This is a genomic window from Acidovorax sp. A1169 (assembly GCF_030704685.1).
In the GTDB taxonomy this organism is placed as follows: Bacteria; Pseudomonadota; Gammaproteobacteria; order Burkholderiales; family Burkholderiaceae_C; genus Acidovorax.
Genome location: NZ_JAUZDX010000012.1, coordinates 153,359 through 171,704 on the forward strand (window position 1 = coordinate 153,359; position 18,346 = coordinate 171,704).

Consider the following 18,346-nt stretch of genomic DNA (forward strand, 5'->3'; position numbering starts at 1 on the left):
GAGCCACCATGCAACGCAGACAACTGATCCAGGCCGCCGGCGCATTGCCCGTACTGTCATTCGCAACGCTTGCCGCACGCACCGCCTTTGCCTTTGACGGCCCCGAGCTCTATGCGGGCGAGAAGGCCCTGTATGCCGAGGCGCAGAAGGAAGGTCTGTGCGTCTCGTTCGACACCGGGCCCGAGTGGGCCAACTGGAAGTCGCTGTTCCGCGACTTCAAGAAGCGCTACCCCGAGATCGAGCTGACCTACAACGACATCGGCTCGGCCGCCACCGTGGTGGCGCTGGAAAAGACCCGCCGCCGCCCGCAGGCCGACACCGCCTATTACTTCGCCGCGTCGGCCGTGGACGCCGCGAAGAAGGACGTGGTCGCCCCCTTCAAGCCCGTTAACTTCGACAAGCTGCCACCCGTGTTCCGCGAGGCCGAGGGCCGCTGGTTCACCATCCACACGCTCAACATCGCCTTCCTGGTGAACAAAAAGCTGGTGAAGAACGTGCCCACCGGCTGGGCCGACCTGCTCAAGCCCGAGTTCAAGAACACCGTGGTCTACCTGGACCCGCGCTCCACCGGCATCGGCCAGGTGCTGACCTTTGCCGCGGCCTACGCCAACGGCGGCGGCGTGGACAACGTGCAGCCCGGCACCGACTACCTGGGCAAGCTGCATGCCGCCGGCAACGTGCTGCGCGTGGAGGGCACCACGCCCTATGCCAAGTTCCTGAAGGGCGAGATCCCCGTGTGGATCAGCTACGAGAACGACGGCCTCAAGGCCAAGCATGTCGATGGCATGGGCGATGCGGTCGAGGTGGTGATCCCCAAGGAGGCCAGCGTAGCCGCACCCTATGCCATCAGCCTGGTGAAGAACGGCCCCAACCCCAATGCTGGCAAGCTCTGGCTCAACTTCATCATGAGCGAGGCTGGGCAGACGCTGTTCGCGCAGGGCTTCGTGCGCCCTGCGGTGCCGGGCACGCCGCTGTCCGCCGACGTGGCGGCGAAGATGCCGGCCGCGCCGCAGATCCGACCGCTCGACGTGGTCAAGGCCTCCGAGCGCAAGGCCGAGGTGGACCGTCTGTGGGCCCAGGCGGCCCTGGGCAACAAGTAAGCAGGCTCTCCCGCATGCGACGCTTCGGTGCCTGGCCCGCATGGGCCTTCATGGCGCTCTTTTTCGCAGTGCCGCTGGCGGCGCTGCTGCCCGAGGCTTTTGGCGATGGCGGCAGCGCCTTCGCGCGCCTGTTCGGCAACCCTCTGTTCCTCGGGGCGCTGCGCAACACGCTGGCCCTGGGGCTGGCGGCGGGCGCGGTGTCGGCGCTGGTGGGCAGCTGCATCGCCATCGAACTGGCGCGCCAGAGCCCATCGCGGCGCCAGTGGATGATGACCTTGCTGGGCCTGCCACTGGCTTTTTCGGGGCTGGTGATCGCCTACGGCTTCATCCTGGCCTTCGGGCGCGCGGGCTTCGTCACGCAACTGCTGGCGGGGCTGGGCGGTGACCCGGCCGTGATCGGCAGCTGGATCTACAGCGTCTCGGGCCTGGGCGTGGCCTATGCCTACTACCTGATCCCGCGCGTGGCGCTGTCGCTGTACCCGGTGTTCGCCAACCTCGACCTGCGCCCGGCGCAGGCCGCGCGCACGCTGGGCGCGTCGCGCGCGCGGGCCTTTTGGGACACGGTGGTGCCCGAGGTGCTGCCCTCGGTGCTGTCAAACGCCTGCATGGTGGCCGCGATCGCCATGGGCACCTACGGCACGGCGCTGGCGCTGGTGGGTACGCAGCTCAACATCCTGCCGCTGATGCTGCTGGCGCAGGTCAGCGATGGCGGGTCGGATTTCGCGGTGGCAGCGGCCTTGTCGCTGGTGCTGATGGTGGTGTGTGTGGTCGTGATGGGAGTGGGCGATGTCTTTACGCGAAGGCGCGAGCGGGGTGCGGTCGGTGCCGGTCACTGAGGTGCTGTCGGCACCGGTCATGCAGGCGCTGCAGCGCCTGGCCCTGAAACAGCAGGGGCCCGCGCGCCACCGCCAGCCGGTGGCCGTGATCGGGCCCGGCGATGCGAACGAGGCCGAGTGCGCCGCTGCCTATGCCGTGGCGCATGCGCTGGCGGGCGCCGGCATGGCGGTGATCTGCGGCGGGCGCGGCGGTGTCATGGCCGCCGCATCGCGCGGGGCCAGCGAGGCCGGGGGAATTGCCGTGGGCATCCTGCCCGAGGACGATGACTCCCAGGCCAACCAGTGGCTGAGCGTTGCGGTGCCCACCGGCATGGGGGAGATGCGCAACGCCATCATCGCGCGCGCCGGCGTCTGCCTGGTGGCCATCGGCAGCAACATGGGCACCCTGTCGGAGATGGCGATGGGCCTCAAGTGGGGCAAGCCGGTCTTCGTGCTGTACGGTGGCGTGGAGCTGCCGGGGGCTGTGGCGGTCAGCGACGTGAACGACATGCTTGCCAGGGTGCTGGCCTGCCTGCTTGGTTGAAGCGGGGCGCTGTCGTCAGTCGTGGGCCTCCAGCTCCACACCGAGCAGGTCTTCCAGCGCCCAGAAGGATTCATCCGTCAGCGCGCTCACGAAAAGGCGCACACCTTCATCCCACTCCACCTGGCACACGGCCTGGCCCGGCCGCAGGTAGGCGCTCATCCCGTTGACCGTGCCCAGGTGGCGCCAGTCGCCGCCTGCGAGCGCCGCCGTTGCGGCGGGCGTTGCCAAGCCCGAGCCCGTGAAGGGCAAGGCTTCACCGAAGGCGGCCTGCCACGCCAGCATGGCGGCGATGAAGCCAGAGCAGGTGTCGCTGGCCGGGTGCCACTCCAGCGTGGCGCCGGTGGTCGCTATCCACACGGGCGGGTCGGCCGGTGCATCGGCGCTGCAGTCCACGCCGTAGCGCACCACGTCCTGGTTTTCTTCCACGAAGATCAGCCTGCCGTCCTGCACACCCCATTCCGACGGTGCCAGGAACTGGTCGTACACGGCGATGAAGTCGCGCGCATTGCCAGCCTGCAGGTAGAAATCGCGCAGTGCGTTCGGCACGGTGAGCTGCAGGCCGGCCTCGGCCTTGTCGATGGCCTGCGGCGGCATGGCGTCCTGCGCGGCCAGGCGGCGCCCGAGCATGGCGAAGAGTTCCGGGTAGGGCAGGGTGGTCATGGTGCGTATCGTACGTTCACAGCTGTGGAAAGTTCCACGCCGCCAGGTGCGTGAGTTCCTTGGCGGAGCCCACGGGAATGCGGTCTGGCGTCGGCTGCGCATGCGGCGGCGCGGGCATCTGCGCGGCGATTCGTTTCACGCCGGTGGTCTTGTCCAGCCCGGCGCACCAGGTCTGCCAGCGGCTGCCGTCGTGCGTGCGGTCACGAAAGCCCCGGCCGGCCACGGCGTCGGCGGTGGGCGGTGTGGGCGAGAGGATGTCCAGGTACTCCATGCGGCCGCGCAGGATGCCGCGCGCATCGGGCTTCACCTCGTGGCAGTAGGCGGCTCCCCAGAGGTCTTCGCGAAAGCGCACGGCATACACGTCCCCTGCGGCCAGCGGGCCTGGCAGTGCGCGGGGTGCCCTGGCAACTCCGGCGGGCTGCGCCGCAGGCCTGGCACGGGGTGGCGGGGGCGGGGCGGCGGGCTCCGCTTCGGGGCGGTCCAGGTGGCCGAACAGGCGCTGCAGCAGGGCGGCGTTGGTGCCATCGCCCGCCGACCACCAGGCCAGCGGCGCGGGCACTTCCACGCGCACGCTGGGTCGCTGGTCGCGTTCGCGCGCTGTGGTGAAGCGGGTGAACAGGCCGGGGCGTTCGGGCGTCTCCAGCACCCCCATGAACGCCAGCGCTTCGAGCAGTGATCCGTAGCGCTGGGGCCTGTGCGGCCGCAGCAGTTTCGTCTCCTGGAGGCTTTTGCGTGCCTGGCTGTAGCGGGTGGCTGGGGGCAGGGCGCGCAGCAGGTCCAGCAGGTGGTGCAGCAGCCAGACGTTGCGCGGCGTGGGGCGGGGCCAAAGCCCCTGCGGCAGCTTCAGTGCGTCTTCAAGGGCCAGCACGGCACCCAGCGGGCCGTCCTCATCGCTCCAGCCCGAGCCTTCGATGCCGCGGAAGTAGGCCAGCAGGGTGCGGTCCTTGGCCGATGCGGTGTGAAAGCAGATGGCGCAGCGATCCCCTTGCTGGCCCATGGGCTGCATTGCATGCTCCGGCATCGCCAGGCCCAGGGCCACCGATGGCAGCACGGCCTGCCAGTGCAGCCCGCCCGATCCCAGCGAGGACACGAAGGCGTCGGCCGCGCGCCGCAGGTCCACCTGCGCGGCCAGGCTGCGCAAACGCTGGGTGGCCTCGTCGTGCGTCAGTTGCACCTGGTCGTTGGGCTCCCAGCCAGCATCGGCCAGCTGCTGGCGCTCTTGGGCCGTCACGGTGTCGGGAATGCGGTGGAACGTCTGACCGTTGTCGTCGATGCCCATGTTGGCCGAAGCATAGATGCGCTGGAGCAGGGGCAGGACAGAATCGAAATCCATGGGTTCGTTGGCAGTTCGGTGAATGGAACGACCATGGTGCCAGAGGCACAGGGCGCGGACTGCAATGCCTGAGCGGCCATCTGCAAAAGGGCTGCGTGGGTGTGAAAAATGCCCAGAAAACACGGGCTCTGGCTCAGGCGCGCCCGCGCGCCAGCCCGCGCGCCACGCGCTCGGTGGCGGCCTGCAGCAGGTCGCGCAGGCTCGGCGGCTCCAGCACCTCGAACTCCACGTCCAGCGCCAGCAGCCAGTGCACCAGCGTGCTTTGCTGGTGGGCGCCGCAGGCCAGCACGCAGCGTGTGTCGTCCAGCGCCTCCAGCACACCGGCGGACGGTGGTATGCGCCGTGCCATGGTGGCGTGCGGCTGGTGCAGGATGATGCGCGCCTGCTGCGGGTACTGCGTCAGCGCCACCGAGCGCGACACATAGGCGCGCAGGTCGCCCCCGTCCGGGCCGGCGCGGGGGGCGAAGTGGGCACCCGCCGCCGCATCACTGGCCATGCGGTCGATGCGGAAGGTGCGCCAGTCGCTGCGCGCCGGGTCCCAGGCCACCAGGTACCAGCGCTGGCCGCTGTGCACCAGGCCCTGCGGCTCCACGCTGCGCTGGCTGGCCTGGCCCTTGCCGTCCAGGTAGGCGAAGTCCACGCGCAACTGGTCGCGGCAGGCCGTGGCCAGCACCGAGAGCGCCGCGGCGTGCACGGTCGGGCCCACATGCTCGGTGGGCAGGATCGCCGAGCGCAGCGCGTCGATGCGCTTGCGCAGGCGCGCGGGCATGACCTGTTCGAGCTTCACCATGGCGCGCAGCGAGCTTTCCTCCACCCCGCCCACGGTGCCGGCCGTGGCCAGGCGCAGGGCAATCGCCACGGCCAGCGCCTCCTCGTCGTCGAGCAGCAGCGGCGGCAGCGCCTGGCCGGCACGGAACGCATAGCCGCCGGCCACGCCGCTGCTGGCGTGGATGGGGTAGCCCAGCTCGCGCAGCCGGTCGATGTCGCGGCGCACGGTGCGCGGGTGGATCTCCAGGCGCTCGGCCAGCTCGGCACCGGCCCAGTGGCTGCGGGTCTGCAGCAGGGAGAGCACGCGCAGCAGGCGAGAAGACGAGGACAGCATGGAAATGAATGTACGCCGAATCGAGGGCGGAATCTGTCCGCAATCGATCCTACATTGCATCCACGTTGCCGGCGCAGTGCCGAAACGGATTGAACCCGTCAACCAACCATTTCAAGGAGTCTCCCATGTCCATCGTCCTCTACTGGCACCCCATGTCCAGCGCCACCCCCATCGCCAGCGCACTGCTCGAACTGGGCATTCCCCACGAGCGCGTCACGCTGGACCTGAAGGCCGGCGACCAGCGCCGCCCCGAGTTCCTGGCCCTCAACCCCAATGGCAAGGTGCCCACCATGGTGGTGGACGGCAACCCCATGTTCGAGACCCTGGCCATCCATTTCTGGCTGGCCGGGCAGTACGGTGTGGAGCGCGGCCTGTGGCCGAAGGAGGGCACACCCGAGCGCATGCAGGCCCTGTCCTGGGCCACCTGGGCCTATGTGACCTACGGCACCCTGCTGGTGCGCCTGCATGTGGCCACGCAGGGCGATGAGGCCTTGCGCAGCGAGGTGCATGCGGATGCAGCGCGCAGCGGGCTGGACCAGTTGCTCGCCCTGCTCGATGCCCGCCTGGCCGCACAGGCCTGGATGCTGGGCGCCGACTATTCGCTGGTGGACCTGATCGTGGGCTCCGTCCTCGGCTACAGCGTCTACGTCGGTGCGCCGGTGGCAGCGCACCCGCACGTGCAGGCATGGCTGGAACGCGTGCAGGCGCGGCCCGCCATGCAGCTCAAGGCCGATTGATCACAGCAGCAGGAACGCGGCGGCTGCCACTGCCGTGGGTGCCAGTGCACCGAGCAGCAGGCCGCCTGCGCCGATCGTCTCGTCGGCAAAGCCGCGTTTGAGCAGTGCCACGCCGGCCGGGTTGGGGGCGTTGGCAATCACCGTGAGGCCTCCCCCGGCCACGGCACCGGCGACCAGCATGTACTTGGCGGGGTCTGAGATGCCTTCGATGAGCGAGCCCAGGTAGGTCAGCGCCGCGTTGTCGGTGATGGCCGTCAGGCCCAGGGCGCCGGCAAACAGGGCCAGCGGTGGCAGGCCGGCAACGATGGGCTGCAGCCACCACTGCTGCATGCCGCCCAGCACCACCAGCCCGGCGAGGAAGAAGCCCACCAGCAGGGCCTCCTTGATGATGAGCGGGCTCTGGTGGCGCTCATAGGCTTGCGAATAGCCCAGGAACATCAGGAACAGGCCCAGAAAGACGACGGGATGGTGCGCAAACAGCACCACCCCGGCCAGCAGCGCCAGGTGCACGGCCACCACGGTAACGGGGACCGGCGCGTTCGAGCCTTGCCCGCCTGCGTCCGGTACCGCCGGGTCGTCGGCTGCCTGAAGGTGCCTGCGCAGCACCACGGCGCAGGCTGTGGCATTGACCAGTACGGCCAGCGCCGCCTTCCAGCCGAAAGTGGCCAGCATGAAGGCACTGTCCCACTGCCAGGTGGTGGCCACCATCAGCACCGGGGGGGCGGCATAGGAGGTGAGCGTGCCGCCGATGGACACATTGACGAACAGCACCCCGAGCGCGATGTACTTCACGGGCTCGGGCACGGCCGGGCGAAAGATCTGCGGCGCCAGCATGAGCGCCGCGATGGTCATGGCGGCGGGCTCGGTGATCAGCGAGCCGAGCAGCGGCACGGCGGCCAGGCCGAGCCAGGCGGTGGCCAGCGGGGTGGGCACGGGCACCAGGCGCGCGATGGCATCCACGGCGGCCATCACGGTGCGCAGCACCGGGCGGGATGCGGCGATCACCATCACCACGAAGACGAACAGGGGCTCGGTGTAGTTGCGCGATTCGGCGTAGTCCAGCGCCTGCGCGCCACCCGACACGAAGGCCATGGCCAGCACCAGCACGATGGCCCAGAAGCCGAACACCACTTCCACCTCGCCCAGCAGATGGAACAGCCCGGCATGGCGGGGATAGCGGTGGGAGAGGCGTTCGAACTGCTTGGCAGCGAAGGTGTGGAGCAGGGCAATGCCGAAAAGGCTGGCCGCAATCCATTGGATGGCGTGGGAATGCATGGGATCCAGTCGCAAAAAAGCCGCGTGGCGGCCCGACCGACGCATGAACCTGCCATGCCCCTGCGGCATGTACACCCAGCGCTGATTTTACCAGAGCGCGCGTGCACGCGGCCCGGCACGGACTTTACATGGCCTTGAACAGGTGTGCGTACAGCCGGCTCACGGCCAGCCTCTCGAGGCGGCCCGAGAGGGCCAGGTGCAGCTTGCCGGCCTCGTCGCGCGTCACCGTGGTGATAGCGCTGGCGCGCACCAGGGTGCTGCGGTGGATCTGCCAGAACACGCTGGTGTCGAGCTGCTCCGTGAGCTCCTTGAGCGGCGTGCGGATCAGGAACTCGCGCTCCGCCGTGAGCACGCGCACGTATTTGTCGGCGGCCTCGAAGTACAGCACCTCGGCCACCGGCACCATGTGGATCTGGCTGCCGCTGCTGGCCTGGATCAAGGTGAGGGGCCCAGCGGGGTTGCCTGCCGCAGGGGCGGGGGCAGTGGCCGCCAAACTGGGCGCCGCCAGCAGGTGGCGCAACTGGGCCATGGTGGCTTCGAGCGCGCTGGCCGCAGGGGCCTGGGAGGCCAGCGCCTGCTGCAGCTTTTGCACGGTCTTCTGCAGGCGCGCGGCCTGCACCGGCTTGAGCAGGTAGTCCACCGCCTGGGCCTCGAAGGCCTGCACGGCGTATTGGTCGTAGGCCGTCACGAACACCAGGGCCGGGAAGGGCTTGTCCGCAGGCCAGGCATCGGCCAGCTCTACGGCGGCGTCCAGCCCGCTCTGGCCCGGCATGCGGATGTCGAAGAACAGCACCTCGGGCTGCAGCGCCAGCGCTTGGCGCACGGCCGAGAGGCCATCGCCCACGGTGGCGGCGATCTGCAGCGCCGGCCAGGCGCGGGCCAGCTCCTGCTGCAGGGCCATGGCCAGCAGGGGTTCGTCTTCGGCGATCAGGGCGCGCACGGTGGGGGTGTTCATGCCGGGCTCGTAGTCAAGGGAAAGGTGATGGTGGCGCTGGTACCCCGGGGCGCATGGGCGGCCAGCGCGAACTGCCCGGCCTCGCCATGCAGCGTGGCCAGGCGCTCGCGCACCTGGGTCAGTCCGAAACTGGTGCCCGGTGTCGTGGATGCAGAGGGGCGCGCGGCGTCCAGCCCGGCGCCAGTGTCGCTCACCTGCAGCACCAGCAGCATCCGGCCCCTGGGGCCGGCCTGTGTGCGCGCCTGCACGGTGATGTGGCCGCCTTCCACTTCGGGCTCCAGCCCGTGGCGGATGGCGTTTTCCACCAGCGGCTGCAGCAGCAGCGGGGGCACGGGCACCTCGCGCAAGGCCTCGGGCAGGTCCAGCGTGTAAGCCAGTCGCGGCCCCATGCGCACTGCCATGAGCTCCAGGTAGTCGGCCAGGCGCTGGAACTCGTCGGCCAGCGGGTGCTGCGTGCTGCGCGATGCGCTCAGCGTGGCGCGCAGGTAGGCGATCATGCGGTCCAGCATGTCCTGCGCGCGCAGCGGGTCGGTGCCAATCAGCATGCGCAGGTTGGCAAGAGTGTTGAACAGCATGTGGGGTTCGAGCTGTGTCTCCAGCAGCTTGAGCTGGGCTTCGGTGGCCTGGCTGTGCACCTCGGTCATGCGCGCCTGCAGCCAGGCGCTTTTGCCATTCATGTAGAAGTAGTAGCAGATAGCGGTGCCCGCCAGCACGGTGATGCCGATGGAGATGCGCAACTGCGCACGGCCAGGGTTTTCCCATGACGAGATGCCACACCACCAATCCGCCAGCACGGTGCCACCCAGGTACCCAAGCACGATGCCCACGACCGGCAGGGCGATGCCCGGAATTCCCCGGGGCCAGCCATAGTCCTCGCTGGAGGGGAACAGGTGGCGCCCGAAATCAACCAGCGCCCAGGTCAGCGTGCCGATGGCCAGCGAATAGCGCGCCGGGATGTCGTAGGGCTTCTCAGGCTGAAAAGCGTACTGTATGGCTGAAATCGCCAGACAGAATGCCAAAGTCTGCAACAGGCGCTGCAGCTTGTCGATCCAGTCGATCTTCATGGTGGCGTGCCGTCAACCGCCGTCGCGCTGGCGCAGCAGCCGCTCGCGCTCTTTTTGCACCATGCGTTCGCGCAGGCCGCTGCCGGTGCCCAGCACGAAGACCGAGACGCCGTGCAGCGCCAGCCCCAGCCCCCAGCCCAGCAGCGGGTACACCGACCAGGGCCGGTTGCCAAAGCCGTAGCGCGATACGGAGAACAGCACCAGATTCACCGCCACATAGAAGGCAGCGTGCATGTACCAGCCGAGCTTGGCGCCTGCGCGTTTGCGGGCGAGTTGCTCGATGGCTTCAGGGGTCAGGGGTGCGGTCATGGATAGGGTTATTCTAGGCTTGGTAGCGCGGTGTCAGCAGGCGTGGGCGCAGGCCGATGCCTAATCAGGCCTGCGTTACGGGGTCTGCCCCCGTGCCCGCACGGACGCGGGCGCCAGCAGATGCCGCTCGAAGTAGCGCACGATCTCTACATCCACCGCACCCATCAGGCTGCGGTCAAACCCCGGTGGGTCGCCCAGCAGGCGTGCGGCCAGTGCGGACATCCGATCCACGGGGGGCTGGGGCGAGAGCAGGGCGCCGTGGCCGGCGTCGGGCAGGGCGGCCAGCACGGTGCAGCGCTCGGCACAGGCCTGTATCACGCGGTCGCTGTGAAAGCGTGGCACCAGCCACAGGTCCTTGCCCGAGGTGATCAGCGCCAGCGGGATGCGTGGCTTTGCCAGCGACTCCATGTCGAAGTCGGCTGCGGCAGGCACGCCCGACACCACGGCCGCGATGCGGGGATCGGTATGCACCTGCCAGGCGGCATCGTCAAAGCGTTGGCGGATCACGCCTAGTGCCACGGTCTTCTTCACGCCATCGAGGAAATTGCCCTTGAGCTCGGTGAACAGGCCTACGCAGGTGGCGAAGTCGTCGGCGATGTGGGCCTCGCAATGCTGTTTGAAGAGTGCCGGTGACCAGCGTCCCCCCGCCAGGCTCAGCGCCGTATGGCCGCCGGCCGACATGCCATACATGCCCACCCGGTCCAGCGCGAGCAGGGGCGTCAGGGCGGCGTCCCGCGCCACGGCGTCGATGGCGCGGGAGACCTCGGCAGGCCGCTTCTTCCAGCTCTCGGGGCCGGGGGTGGAGGGGTCTTTGGCGTTGTCGCCGGCATGCTCGGGCATGGCCACCACAAAGCCCGCGCCCACCAGGCCGCGCGCCAGGTCGGAGTGGACCCAGGGGTTGCCGCCCGAGCCGTGCGAGATCACCACCAGCCGGCCATTGCCGGCCACGGGTGCGCCCTTCCAGGCTGCCTGCAGAGTGAAGGGGCCGCGTTGCAGCGGCTGGTCGGTGGCGCTGGAGGGGTAGTACACGGTCACCGGGCCATCGCCCTCCATGCCCGGAATTTCGTGGAGGCCTACTCCGGCCTGTGCGACGCCTGCAGACAAGGCCAGCAGGCCCGCAAATACTCGAAAGATGCGCTGGTGCTTCATGAGAGGGTGTCCTTCGGTCGTCTGGATGTTCTTAGGGGCGGTTGTTGTTCTGGGCGATTCGGTTGCGCTCTGTCTGCACCAGGCGTTCGTGCAGGCCCGAGCCACCGGCCAGGAAGAACACCACCATGCCGTGCACCAGCAGGCCGATGCCCCAGCCGGCGTGGGGGAACACCGCCCAGTGCCGGCCGCTGGACAGCGACAGCGATACCAGCAGCAGGTTGACCAGTACATACACGGTGGCATGGATGAACCAGCCGAACTTGGCGCCGGCGCGCCTGCGGGCCAGGTTTTCGATGGGGTCGTTGGACAGTGGGTAGCGACGGGACATGGTTGATCTCCTTGGAAGGGGGCTGAAGTGCGAATCAGGCAGCAGCGTGGTCGGATGCGGTGGCCACCGCCCGGGGCGCCCTGGCCAAGCACCACAAGCGGGCCGAGCGGGCGATGAACAGGCCGTTGAACACGCCGTAGAGTGCCGCGATCTCCAGGTCGAAGGTGGCGTCGTGCACCAGGGTGGGCTGCATGGCCATTTCGATGCCGACCAGGTACTTGGTCAAAAAGATGCCCAGGATCAGCAGCAGGGGCAGCGGGCTGCCGGGAATGTGAAAGCTGCGCGAGGCGGCCAGGTAGAGGGTGCCGGTCGGAGGGGTAGGCCACAGCGCCAGGGTGAGGGTGGCCACGACGGCGGCCGCAGCCATCCAGGCGGCCAGGGCGCCCAGCACCTGGCCGGAGCTGCCGAAGGCCGACACCAGCCCATAAACCGAGAACAGGGTCATGGCCACGGGCATCACCGCCACGCGGGTCAGGCTGGCGCTGCGGGCCACCAGTTGGCTGCCGCCCAGTGCGAGGAGCCCGGCGAGCAGGCCCCAGACCCAGGTGGGGGTCTTCTGCAGCACGGTGCCAAGGGCTTCAGGGTGGTGGATGAGAAGGTCGATGATCATGGCGTTGCTCCGGTGAGGGGGACGAAAAGTGGGCGGTGGGTGGGTGGTCAGGCGATGCCCAACTGGCTCCAGAGCCACTGGCCGAGCAGGCGGTTGGGCAGCAGGGTGAAGGCACCGGCCACGAGGCACGAGCCGATGTAGGTGCCCTGCATGATCCGGCGGTGCGCCGTCACGTTGCCGCGCACCAGGAAGTGGAACGACAGGGCGACCAGGCCCAGGGTGATGGGGATCAGCAGGTGGATCAGGCCGAAGCCGCCCAGGCGCGGGCCCTTGTCGCCGCTGATGAACACGGCCGACAAGGCGACCGCCACCATCAGCGTGACCCAGGCATAGCCGGCTGCGCGGTGCAGGCGCGGGCGCTGGTCGCGGCTCCTGCGTGCCCACAGGGCCAGCGGGCCGATGGCGACGGCGGCCAGCGCGGCGGCCATGTGGATGGCGATGACGGGGGTGATCTGCATGGTGGGCTCCTGGGGGCAGGTTTCAGCGATGGGCGTACTGTGCCGATCCCCTTGCGGGCCTGCCACCGGCCTGCGATGAAATGCACAGGCGAGGGAGCGAAATGCAGCGGACCGGAGCAAAGTGCAGGTGTTTTGGCGCCGGCCGGGGACGGTCGGCAGGGATAATCGGCAGCTTTGCCGGCCCTGTGGGCCAAAAGGACGCACGCGTGGACCTCGTTTTGCTGGCCAAGGCCGCCCTCATGGGCGTGGTCGAAGGCCTGACCGAATTTCTCCCCATCTCCTCCACCGGCCACCTGATCCTTGCAGGCTCCCTGCTCGGCTTCGACGATGCCAAGGCCAAGGTGTTCGACATTGCCATCCAGACCGGCGCCATCTTCGCGGTCATCCTGGTCTACTGGCAGAAGATCCGTTCCACCCTGGTGGCGCTGCCCCGCGAGCGCAGCGCGCAGCGCCTGGTGCTCAACGTGCTCATCGGTTTTTTGCCGGCGGTGGTGCTGGGCCTGCTGCTGGGCAAGGCCATCAAGGCGCACCTTTTCATCCCGGTGGTGGTGGCCAGTACCTTCATCCTGGGCGGCTTCGTGATCCTCTGGGCCGAAAAGCGCCCGGCGGGCGCCACCCGCATCCACGAGGTGGACGACATGAGCCCGCTCGATGCCCTCAAGGTCGGCCTGGTGCAGTGCCTGGCCATGGTGCCGGGCACCAGCCGCAGCGGCGCCACCATCATCGGCGGCATGCTGCTCGGGCTGTCGCGCAAGGCTGCCACGGATTTCTCGTTCTTCCTGGCCATGCCCACGCTGATCGGTGCCGGCGTGTACAGCCTGTACAAGGAGCGTGCCCTGCTGTCCGTGGCCGACATCCCGATGTTCGCGGTCGGGCTGGTGTTCTCGTTCTTCAGCGCCTGGCTGTGTGTGCGCTGGCTGCTGCGCTACATCAGCAGCCACAGCTTCGTGCCGTTTGCCTATTACCGCATCGTCTTCGGCATGGTGGTGCTGATCACGGCCTGGGGGGGCTGGGTGCGCTGGGCCGAGTAGCGGATTTGAGGGTATGTCGCAGCCATGGGCGGGCTGCGAAAGTGATAAGCTGTAACTTATGGTTGCGCTACCCGCCAGCGCGACCTTTGCTTTCGGCCTGCCAGTAGACGATCCTCGCCCCCGGGACTTTCTCCACATGACGCCAGACGAGCCAGAGATTCTGCCCCCACTCACCAGGCATACGGACTGGTCCCAGGAGGAGTTGCTCGATCTGATCACGCGCAGTGCGGGTGCAACCCTCGCCGCTGTGGACCGCAGCCTGCAAATGATCTATGTGAACGAGGAATACGCGCGCTGGTTTGGCAGCACGCCGGAGCGTCTGGTCGGCAGGACTATCGTTGACATCTACGGTGAAAGCGACGCGGCGCGCTTCATGCCGTTTGTCGAGCGGGTGCTTGGCGGCGAGCGTGTGCAGTACCAGCGCCTGCTTCGGACCCCGTACGGCTTTGACGAATGGCGCACTATTTGCCTGACGCCCTGGCCCGCCCGCAACGGCGTCATTGAAGGCTTCATCACCACCGCGCTCGATGTGCATGAACTGCAGGTCACCATGAACGCCCTGCGCGCGGCCAACCAGCGGCTGTCGTCGCACATGGAGAACAGCCCGCTGGCGGTGCTGGAGATGGACCAGGACCTGCGCTTGCTACATTGCTCGCAGCGGGCGGTGCAATTGATGGGCTGGTTGCCCGTTGCACACCTGGAGGGGCAGTCGCTCACGCAACTGCTGGGCGACGTGTCGGACGAGGGCCTGCACCAGGCCCTGCAGCGGCTTCAGGCGGGGCAGGAGGCGCAAAACCGAGCAGAGACCAGTTTCACGCGGCACGATGGCTTCGAGGTGCATTGCGAATGGTTCAACTCCGCGCTGACCGATGCCGAAGGCCGCGTCACTTCCATCATGGCCCTGGTGCAGGATGTCTCTGCCAAGATCCAGATCGCGCGCCAGCAGCACTACCTGGCCAACCATGACTCACTGACCGGGCTGTACAACCGCGCAGCGTTCCACAGCCGTCTCGAACAATCGCTGGCCCAGGTGCGCCACAACGCAGGCTCGGTGGCCCTGCTGTTCATCGACCTGGACGGCTTCAAGAACGTCAACGACACGGAAGGCCACCGGACGGGCGACGAAGTGCTGCGCACGGTGGCCCAGCGGCTTTCTTCCATGGTGCGTGCTGGCGACACCATCGCCCGCTTGGGGGGCGACGAGTTCCTGGTCATGCTCGACCGCGAGGTCACGCGCGACGTTACCGACGGCATCGGCCAGCGCATCATCCACGCGCTGCAGGAGCCCATGTGGGTGCAGGGCCGCGAGCTGCGCATTGGTGCCAGCATCGGTGTGGCGGTGCATCCCCCGCTGGAAGGGGAGACCGATGCCTTGATGAACCGCGCCGACCAGGCCATGTACGCCGCCAAGCGCGCGGGCAAGGGACGGCTGCACTACGCCGAGCGCGCACTGCAGCAGACCTGAGCGCGCGTGTGCCTATTCAGCGGGCAGACGGATGCTCTGCTGGTATTTGAAGAAGTTGGTCGGGTCGTACTGCTTCTTGGCCTGCTGCAAGGTGGGGTAGGCCGGGCCGAAATAGGCGTCTTCGAAATCCTGCAGGCTGGCATCGGGGTAGTTTTGGTACACATGCCCGTTCAGGAAGGGTTGCACCAGCTTCATGAAGCCGGCCAGCCAGGCCTCGGTCTGCGCACGCTCTGCGGGGTCGCGCCAGAACACGTCCACCACCAGGTCGGCATCCACACGGCGGTGGATGAAGGCGCTGGCCTCGATGGGATAGCGGTTGATGGCGCCGCCATAGGGCTCCAGATAGGCCAGTGACCACTGGTTGGGCGAGGTCAGGAAGTAGTCGATGATGGACTGCCAGTCCGCAGGCGTGAGCGGGCGGCTGATGTAGCCCGAGGCCTTGCTTTCGGCAATGCCATCGGGCAGGTTGTCGGGCAGCGAATAGGGGTGGTCTTCGAGCCAGATGTTCATGTCCGGGTAGGTGCCGGTCTTGTCCACCAGCAGCTGTGCGCTGGGTATGGCCATGAGCGGTGCAATCGCCTGCAGACCGGCCTCGCGCGTGCCGCAGAACATGCCCTGCACCATGGCCACCGGCTTGCCGCCGTAGTAGCCCAGGTTCATCATGTAGCCGAGCGCATCGGGCGCGCCGCTTTGCATGTACCGCTGCTGCATCATGGTCAGCACGCTGGCGGCCTCTGACATGTCCCAGCCGATGGACCAGGCCCACACCGTGTCCAGCGGAACCATGCTGTAGGTGACCTGCAACAGCACGCCGAAGTTGCCGCCCGTGCCTCCGCGCATGGACCAGTACAGCAAGGGGTTCTCACTTTCGCTGGCCGTCACGATGCTGCCGTCGGCCAGCGCCACGCGCAGCGACTCCACCAGGTCGCTCTGGATGCCATAGCGCCGCGAGGTGTAGCCGTAGCCCCCGCCCTGCACGAAGCCGCCCACGCAGACGCTGCCGCAGGCGCCGGTGGGCACGTGCCAGCCGGTGTGGTTCATGGCCCCGTTGAAGTGGTCGAAATCGGTGCCTGGCCGCACGTACACGCGCTGGTTCGGCGGGTCCAGCACCACGCCCTGGATGTCGCTCAGGTCGATCACCATGCCGTTGTTGACCGAGTAGCCGGCCGTGCTGTGCCCGCCGCAGCGCACGGCCACGGGCACCTTGTACTTGCGCGCCACGGCCAGGCATTCGAGCACATCGTTCTCGACCGCGCAGTAGACGATGATCTTGGGAAACGACTGGAAGGCGGGGTTGGATTCCTGGCGGGCCGTGTCGTAGTCGGGGCTCGACGGCAGCACCACCCGGCCCACCAGCATGTGCTCCAGATGGGCCAGCGATTCCAGCGCGATCGCGGTGTCGGAGGCCTCGCCGACGCCTCCCGCCGCATCGGCTGCCGAGGCGGCAAGGGCATGGAATTGCGCGACACGCGCAGCTTTGGCAATGCGGGCGGGACTTTTGCGATGGGCCATGGCACAGGATCCGTTGGGAAGTTGCGAGGCCTCCTGTGTAACGGAACCCACACCGTTTGACCAGCAATGGATTCCCCAGGTGCAGTGCGCCCCGGCGCGGCCGCCTATGCTGACGAAAGTGCCAGGTCCCCGGTATTGCGGCGCAGGCAGAACTTGCCGCTCTGCTTGCCGCTGTACATGGCCGCGTCCGCGAGCTTGAGCAGGCCTGCGGCGTCGCTGCTGTCGTCGGGGGCGATGGCATAGCCGACGGTCAGGCCCACGTGGACCTGGATGCTCCCGAGCGAGAAGGGCAGGCGAAAGGCGTCGAGCAGCTTGAGCCCCAGTTCGTGTGCCTGCTGGGTGCTGGACATGTGGCCGGCCATCACCACGAATTCATCGCCGCCCAGGCGCGCCACCACGTCGCTTTGCCGCACATGGCCCTGCAGTCGGCGCGTCACGGCCACCAGCAGCTCGTCGCCGACATCGTGGCCGTGCTGGTCATTCACGGGTTTGAAGCCATCGAGGTCCATCATGTAAACGGCCAGCAGGTCGCTCTTGCTGCAGCGGGGCAGGGCGGCGGCCAGGGCCATGTTCAGCCCCCGGCGGTTGGGCAGGCCAGTGAGCGGGTCGGTGTGGGCCAGCGAGTGCATGGCGTCGCGCTCGCGGTTGGCATGCAGGGCCTCCAGCTGCAGGGCGTGCGTGCGCAGGCCCAGCACGCGCATGAACAGCAGCATGTCGATGGTGGCGCCGAACTGGAAGGAGTGCAGGGTCCAGAAATTGACCGGCACCCAGCCGTTGATGACGCCGATCATGACTGCCGTGGTCACGAAATAGATCAGCCAGGCCAGCAGCAGGCTGGTGCCGACGCCGTCGCCTGCGATGGCCTTGCGCACCGCGCCCGGAATGCCCATGAGCGCGGGCACCAGGCCCAGGATGCTGACGATGGCTGCGATAGCGCGCGTGCTCAGCACGTCCAGGCTGTAGGCCAGGCCCAGCAGCACGCACAGCGCGGCGCCGCAGCGCATGGCGCGCAGGAAGCGGCTCTTGGGCCGGTCCCCGGCCAGTGCCTGGCTGATGAACAGGAAGGAGCCACAGGTCGCCAGCAAGGCCGACAGCCCCGCCGCATGCTCGGTGAACCACAGGCTGTTGCTCCAAAGGTACTGCCGGCCGATGCCGAACAGGTGCAGCGAGAACATCAGGCTGCCGGTGATCAGCATCGCATAGAAGATGAACAGCGGCTCGCGCAGGCTGGTCCACTGGGCCAGGCTGTAGATCAGCAGGCACAACGCCAGGCCCGTGAGCACGCCCTGCAGCATCTGCTCGTCCACCGCCGTGGCGAGCATGGCGGAGGATTTGTTGAGCGTGATCGGCAGGATCATGGCCGCCCGTGTTTCCACGCGCATCAGCAGCTCGTACTGCTGGCCAGGCAGAAATTCGAGCGCGACCGCATGCGAGCGGCTTTGCAGCGGGCGCTCCGAATAAGGCTGCAGGCTGCCCAGAACGACGTGCTTGGTCACATGGCCGGCACTGAGCACGTAGACGTCGATGCGGTTGAGGTCCGGGTGGTTGACGTCCAGTGTCCAGCGCCCGTCGGAGGTGAGGTGCACCAGCAGCGGAGCGCGCAGCCAGATGGCGTCCGAGCGCACCCCCAGCGTGGCGCCCTTGGACGGAGGGGGGGTGAAGCCACCTGCGCGCGCAAGCACTTCTTCCAGCCCCAGCTTGAGCGTGGGGTCGGAGAGCATGGTGACTGCGGGCCACAGCTCCAGGGATGCCTTGCTGTCGTGCAGCACCAGGGGCTCTGCCGAATGGGCCTTGCCGGCGCCCGCCAGCAGGCCCAGCAGCAACCATGCTGCGACCAGCCAGAACCTGCGCAATGCAGGCAGCGGGCGGTCGGTGCGGTGGCGTGCGACGGCTTGCATG

19 protein-coding genes are annotated in these 18,346 nt (G+C 68.0%); 6 read left to right on the forward strand and 13 right to left on the reverse strand.

Annotation, left to right across the window (positions count from 1 at the left end):
- Nucleotides 1-8 precede the first annotated feature (8 nt).
- Genes QYL93_RS19755 through QYL93_RS19765 form a run of 3 tightly spaced genes read left to right on the forward strand, consistent with a single transcriptional unit; the run spans nucleotide 9 to nucleotide 2,459 of the window.
- Nucleotides 9-1,100 carry an extracellular solute-binding protein gene (locus tag QYL93_RS19755; protein WP_305745240.1) on the forward strand — a complete coding sequence of 364 codons (1,092 nt, stop codon included), beginning with the start codon at nucleotides 9-11 and terminating at the stop codon, nucleotides 1,098-1,100.
- A gap of 14 nt (nucleotides 1,101-1,114) precedes the next feature.
- Nucleotides 1,115-1,936, forward strand: coding sequence for an ABC transporter permease (locus QYL93_RS19760; RefSeq protein ID WP_305745241.1), 822 nt, complete (start codon nucleotides 1,115-1,117; stop codon nucleotides 1,934-1,936).
- Nucleotides 1,887-2,459, forward strand: a complete 573-nt coding sequence (locus tag QYL93_RS19765; protein WP_305745242.1) for a TIGR00725 family protein — start codon at nucleotides 1,887-1,889, stop codon at nucleotides 2,457-2,459. Before QYL93_RS19760 ends, QYL93_RS19765 begins: the two co-directional genes overlap by 50 nt.
- Before the next feature lie 15 nt (nucleotides 2,460-2,474).
- Here QYL93_RS19765 and QYL93_RS19770 read toward each other — a convergent pair whose 3' ends face one another.
- The 3 genes from QYL93_RS19770 to QYL93_RS19780 all read right to left on the reverse strand — a co-directional run bounded on the left by QYL93_RS19770 (nucleotide 2,475) and on the right by QYL93_RS19780 (nucleotide 5,554).
- The gene (locus QYL93_RS19770; protein WP_305745243.1) at nucleotides 2,475-3,119 is read right to left on the reverse strand and encodes an SMI1/KNR4 family protein; all 645 of its coding nucleotides are present in this window, start codon (nucleotides 3,117-3,119) and stop codon (nucleotides 2,475-2,477) included.
- 16 nt (nucleotides 3,120-3,135) lie between these two features.
- On the reverse strand, nucleotides 3,136-4,452 hold the full coding sequence (locus tag QYL93_RS19775; protein WP_305745244.1) for a hypothetical protein: 1,317 nt from the start codon (nucleotides 4,450-4,452) through the stop codon (nucleotides 3,136-3,138).
- A 133-nt stretch (nucleotides 4,453-4,585) separates the two neighbouring features.
- Nucleotides 4,586-5,554: a YafY family protein gene (locus tag QYL93_RS19780; RefSeq protein WP_305745245.1), complete on the reverse strand. Its 969-nt coding sequence runs from the start codon at nucleotides 5,552-5,554 to the stop codon at nucleotides 4,586-4,588.
- A 125-nt stretch (nucleotides 5,555-5,679) separates the two neighbouring features.
- Between QYL93_RS19780 and QYL93_RS19785 the strand changes: the two genes are divergently transcribed.
- Nucleotides 5,680-6,291 carry a glutathione S-transferase family protein gene (locus tag QYL93_RS19785; protein WP_305745246.1) on the forward strand — a complete coding sequence of 204 codons (612 nt, stop codon included), beginning with the start codon at nucleotides 5,680-5,682 and terminating at the stop codon, nucleotides 6,289-6,291.
- Here QYL93_RS19785 and QYL93_RS19790 read toward each other — a convergent pair whose 3' ends face one another.
- From QYL93_RS19790 to QYL93_RS19825, 8 genes are all read right to left on the reverse strand, one after another.
- Nucleotides 6,292-7,566, reverse strand: a complete 1,275-nt coding sequence (locus QYL93_RS19790; protein ID WP_305745247.1) for a putative Na+/H+ antiporter — start codon at nucleotides 7,564-7,566, stop codon at nucleotides 6,292-6,294.
- Between the two features lie 124 nt (nucleotides 7,567-7,690).
- Entirely contained in the window at nucleotides 7,691-8,521 is an 831-nt protein-coding gene (locus QYL93_RS19795; RefSeq protein WP_305745248.1) for a LytTR family DNA-binding domain-containing protein, read from the reverse strand.
- Nucleotides 8,518-9,585, reverse strand: a complete 1,068-nt coding sequence (locus QYL93_RS19800) for a sensor histidine kinase (protein ID WP_305745249.1) — start codon at nucleotides 9,583-9,585, stop codon at nucleotides 8,518-8,520. The genes QYL93_RS19795 and QYL93_RS19800 overlap by 4 nt, the downstream gene beginning before the upstream one ends.
- Nucleotides 9,586-9,597: 12 nt before the next feature.
- A complete protein-coding gene (locus QYL93_RS19805; protein WP_305745250.1) occupies nucleotides 9,598-9,894 on the reverse strand; it encodes a 2TM domain-containing protein in 297 nt (98 codons plus the stop codon).
- Between the two features lie 75 nt (nucleotides 9,895-9,969).
- Nucleotides 9,970-11,043 carry a dienelactone hydrolase gene (locus QYL93_RS19810; RefSeq protein WP_305745251.1) on the reverse strand — a complete coding sequence of 358 codons (1,074 nt, stop codon included), beginning with the start codon at nucleotides 11,041-11,043 and terminating at the stop codon, nucleotides 9,970-9,972.
- Between the two features lie 31 nt (nucleotides 11,044-11,074).
- Nucleotides 11,075-11,371: a 2TM domain-containing protein gene (locus QYL93_RS19815; protein WP_305745252.1), complete on the reverse strand. Its 297-nt coding sequence runs from the start codon at nucleotides 11,369-11,371 to the stop codon at nucleotides 11,075-11,077.
- A 34-nt stretch (nucleotides 11,372-11,405) separates the two neighbouring features.
- Nucleotides 11,406-11,981, reverse strand: a complete 576-nt coding sequence (locus QYL93_RS19820; RefSeq protein ID WP_305745253.1) for a DUF6622 family protein — start codon at nucleotides 11,979-11,981, stop codon at nucleotides 11,406-11,408.
- A gap of 47 nt (nucleotides 11,982-12,028) precedes the next feature.
- Entirely contained in the window at nucleotides 12,029-12,439 is a 411-nt protein-coding gene (locus QYL93_RS19825; protein ID WP_305745254.1) for a DUF2306 domain-containing protein, read from the reverse strand.
- Nucleotides 12,440-12,645: 206 nt separating this feature from the next.
- Here QYL93_RS19825 and QYL93_RS19830 point away from each other — a divergent pair, with 206 nt between their 5' ends.
- A complete protein-coding gene (locus QYL93_RS19830; protein ID WP_305745255.1) occupies nucleotides 12,646-13,470 on the forward strand; it encodes an undecaprenyl-diphosphate phosphatase in 825 nt (274 codons plus the stop codon).
- A gap of 136 nt (nucleotides 13,471-13,606) precedes the next feature.
- Complete coding sequence (locus QYL93_RS19835; protein WP_305745256.1) at nucleotides 13,607-14,935, forward strand: diguanylate cyclase domain-containing protein; 1,329 nt, start codon at nucleotides 13,607-13,609, stop codon at nucleotides 14,933-14,935.
- A 12-nt stretch (nucleotides 14,936-14,947) separates the two neighbouring features.
- Here the strand turns inward: QYL93_RS19835 and QYL93_RS19840 are convergent, their stop codons facing one another.
- Nucleotides 14,948-16,447 carry an FAD-binding oxidoreductase gene (locus tag QYL93_RS19840; protein WP_305745257.1) on the reverse strand — a complete coding sequence of 500 codons (1,500 nt, stop codon included), beginning with the start codon at nucleotides 16,445-16,447 and terminating at the stop codon, nucleotides 14,948-14,950.
- Between the two features lie 104 nt (nucleotides 16,448-16,551).
- Complete coding sequence (locus QYL93_RS19845) at nucleotides 16,552-18,345, reverse strand: diguanylate cyclase (RefSeq protein ID WP_305745258.1); 1,794 nt, start codon at nucleotides 18,343-18,345, stop codon at nucleotides 16,552-16,554.
- Nucleotide 18,346: the final 1 nt, after the last annotated feature.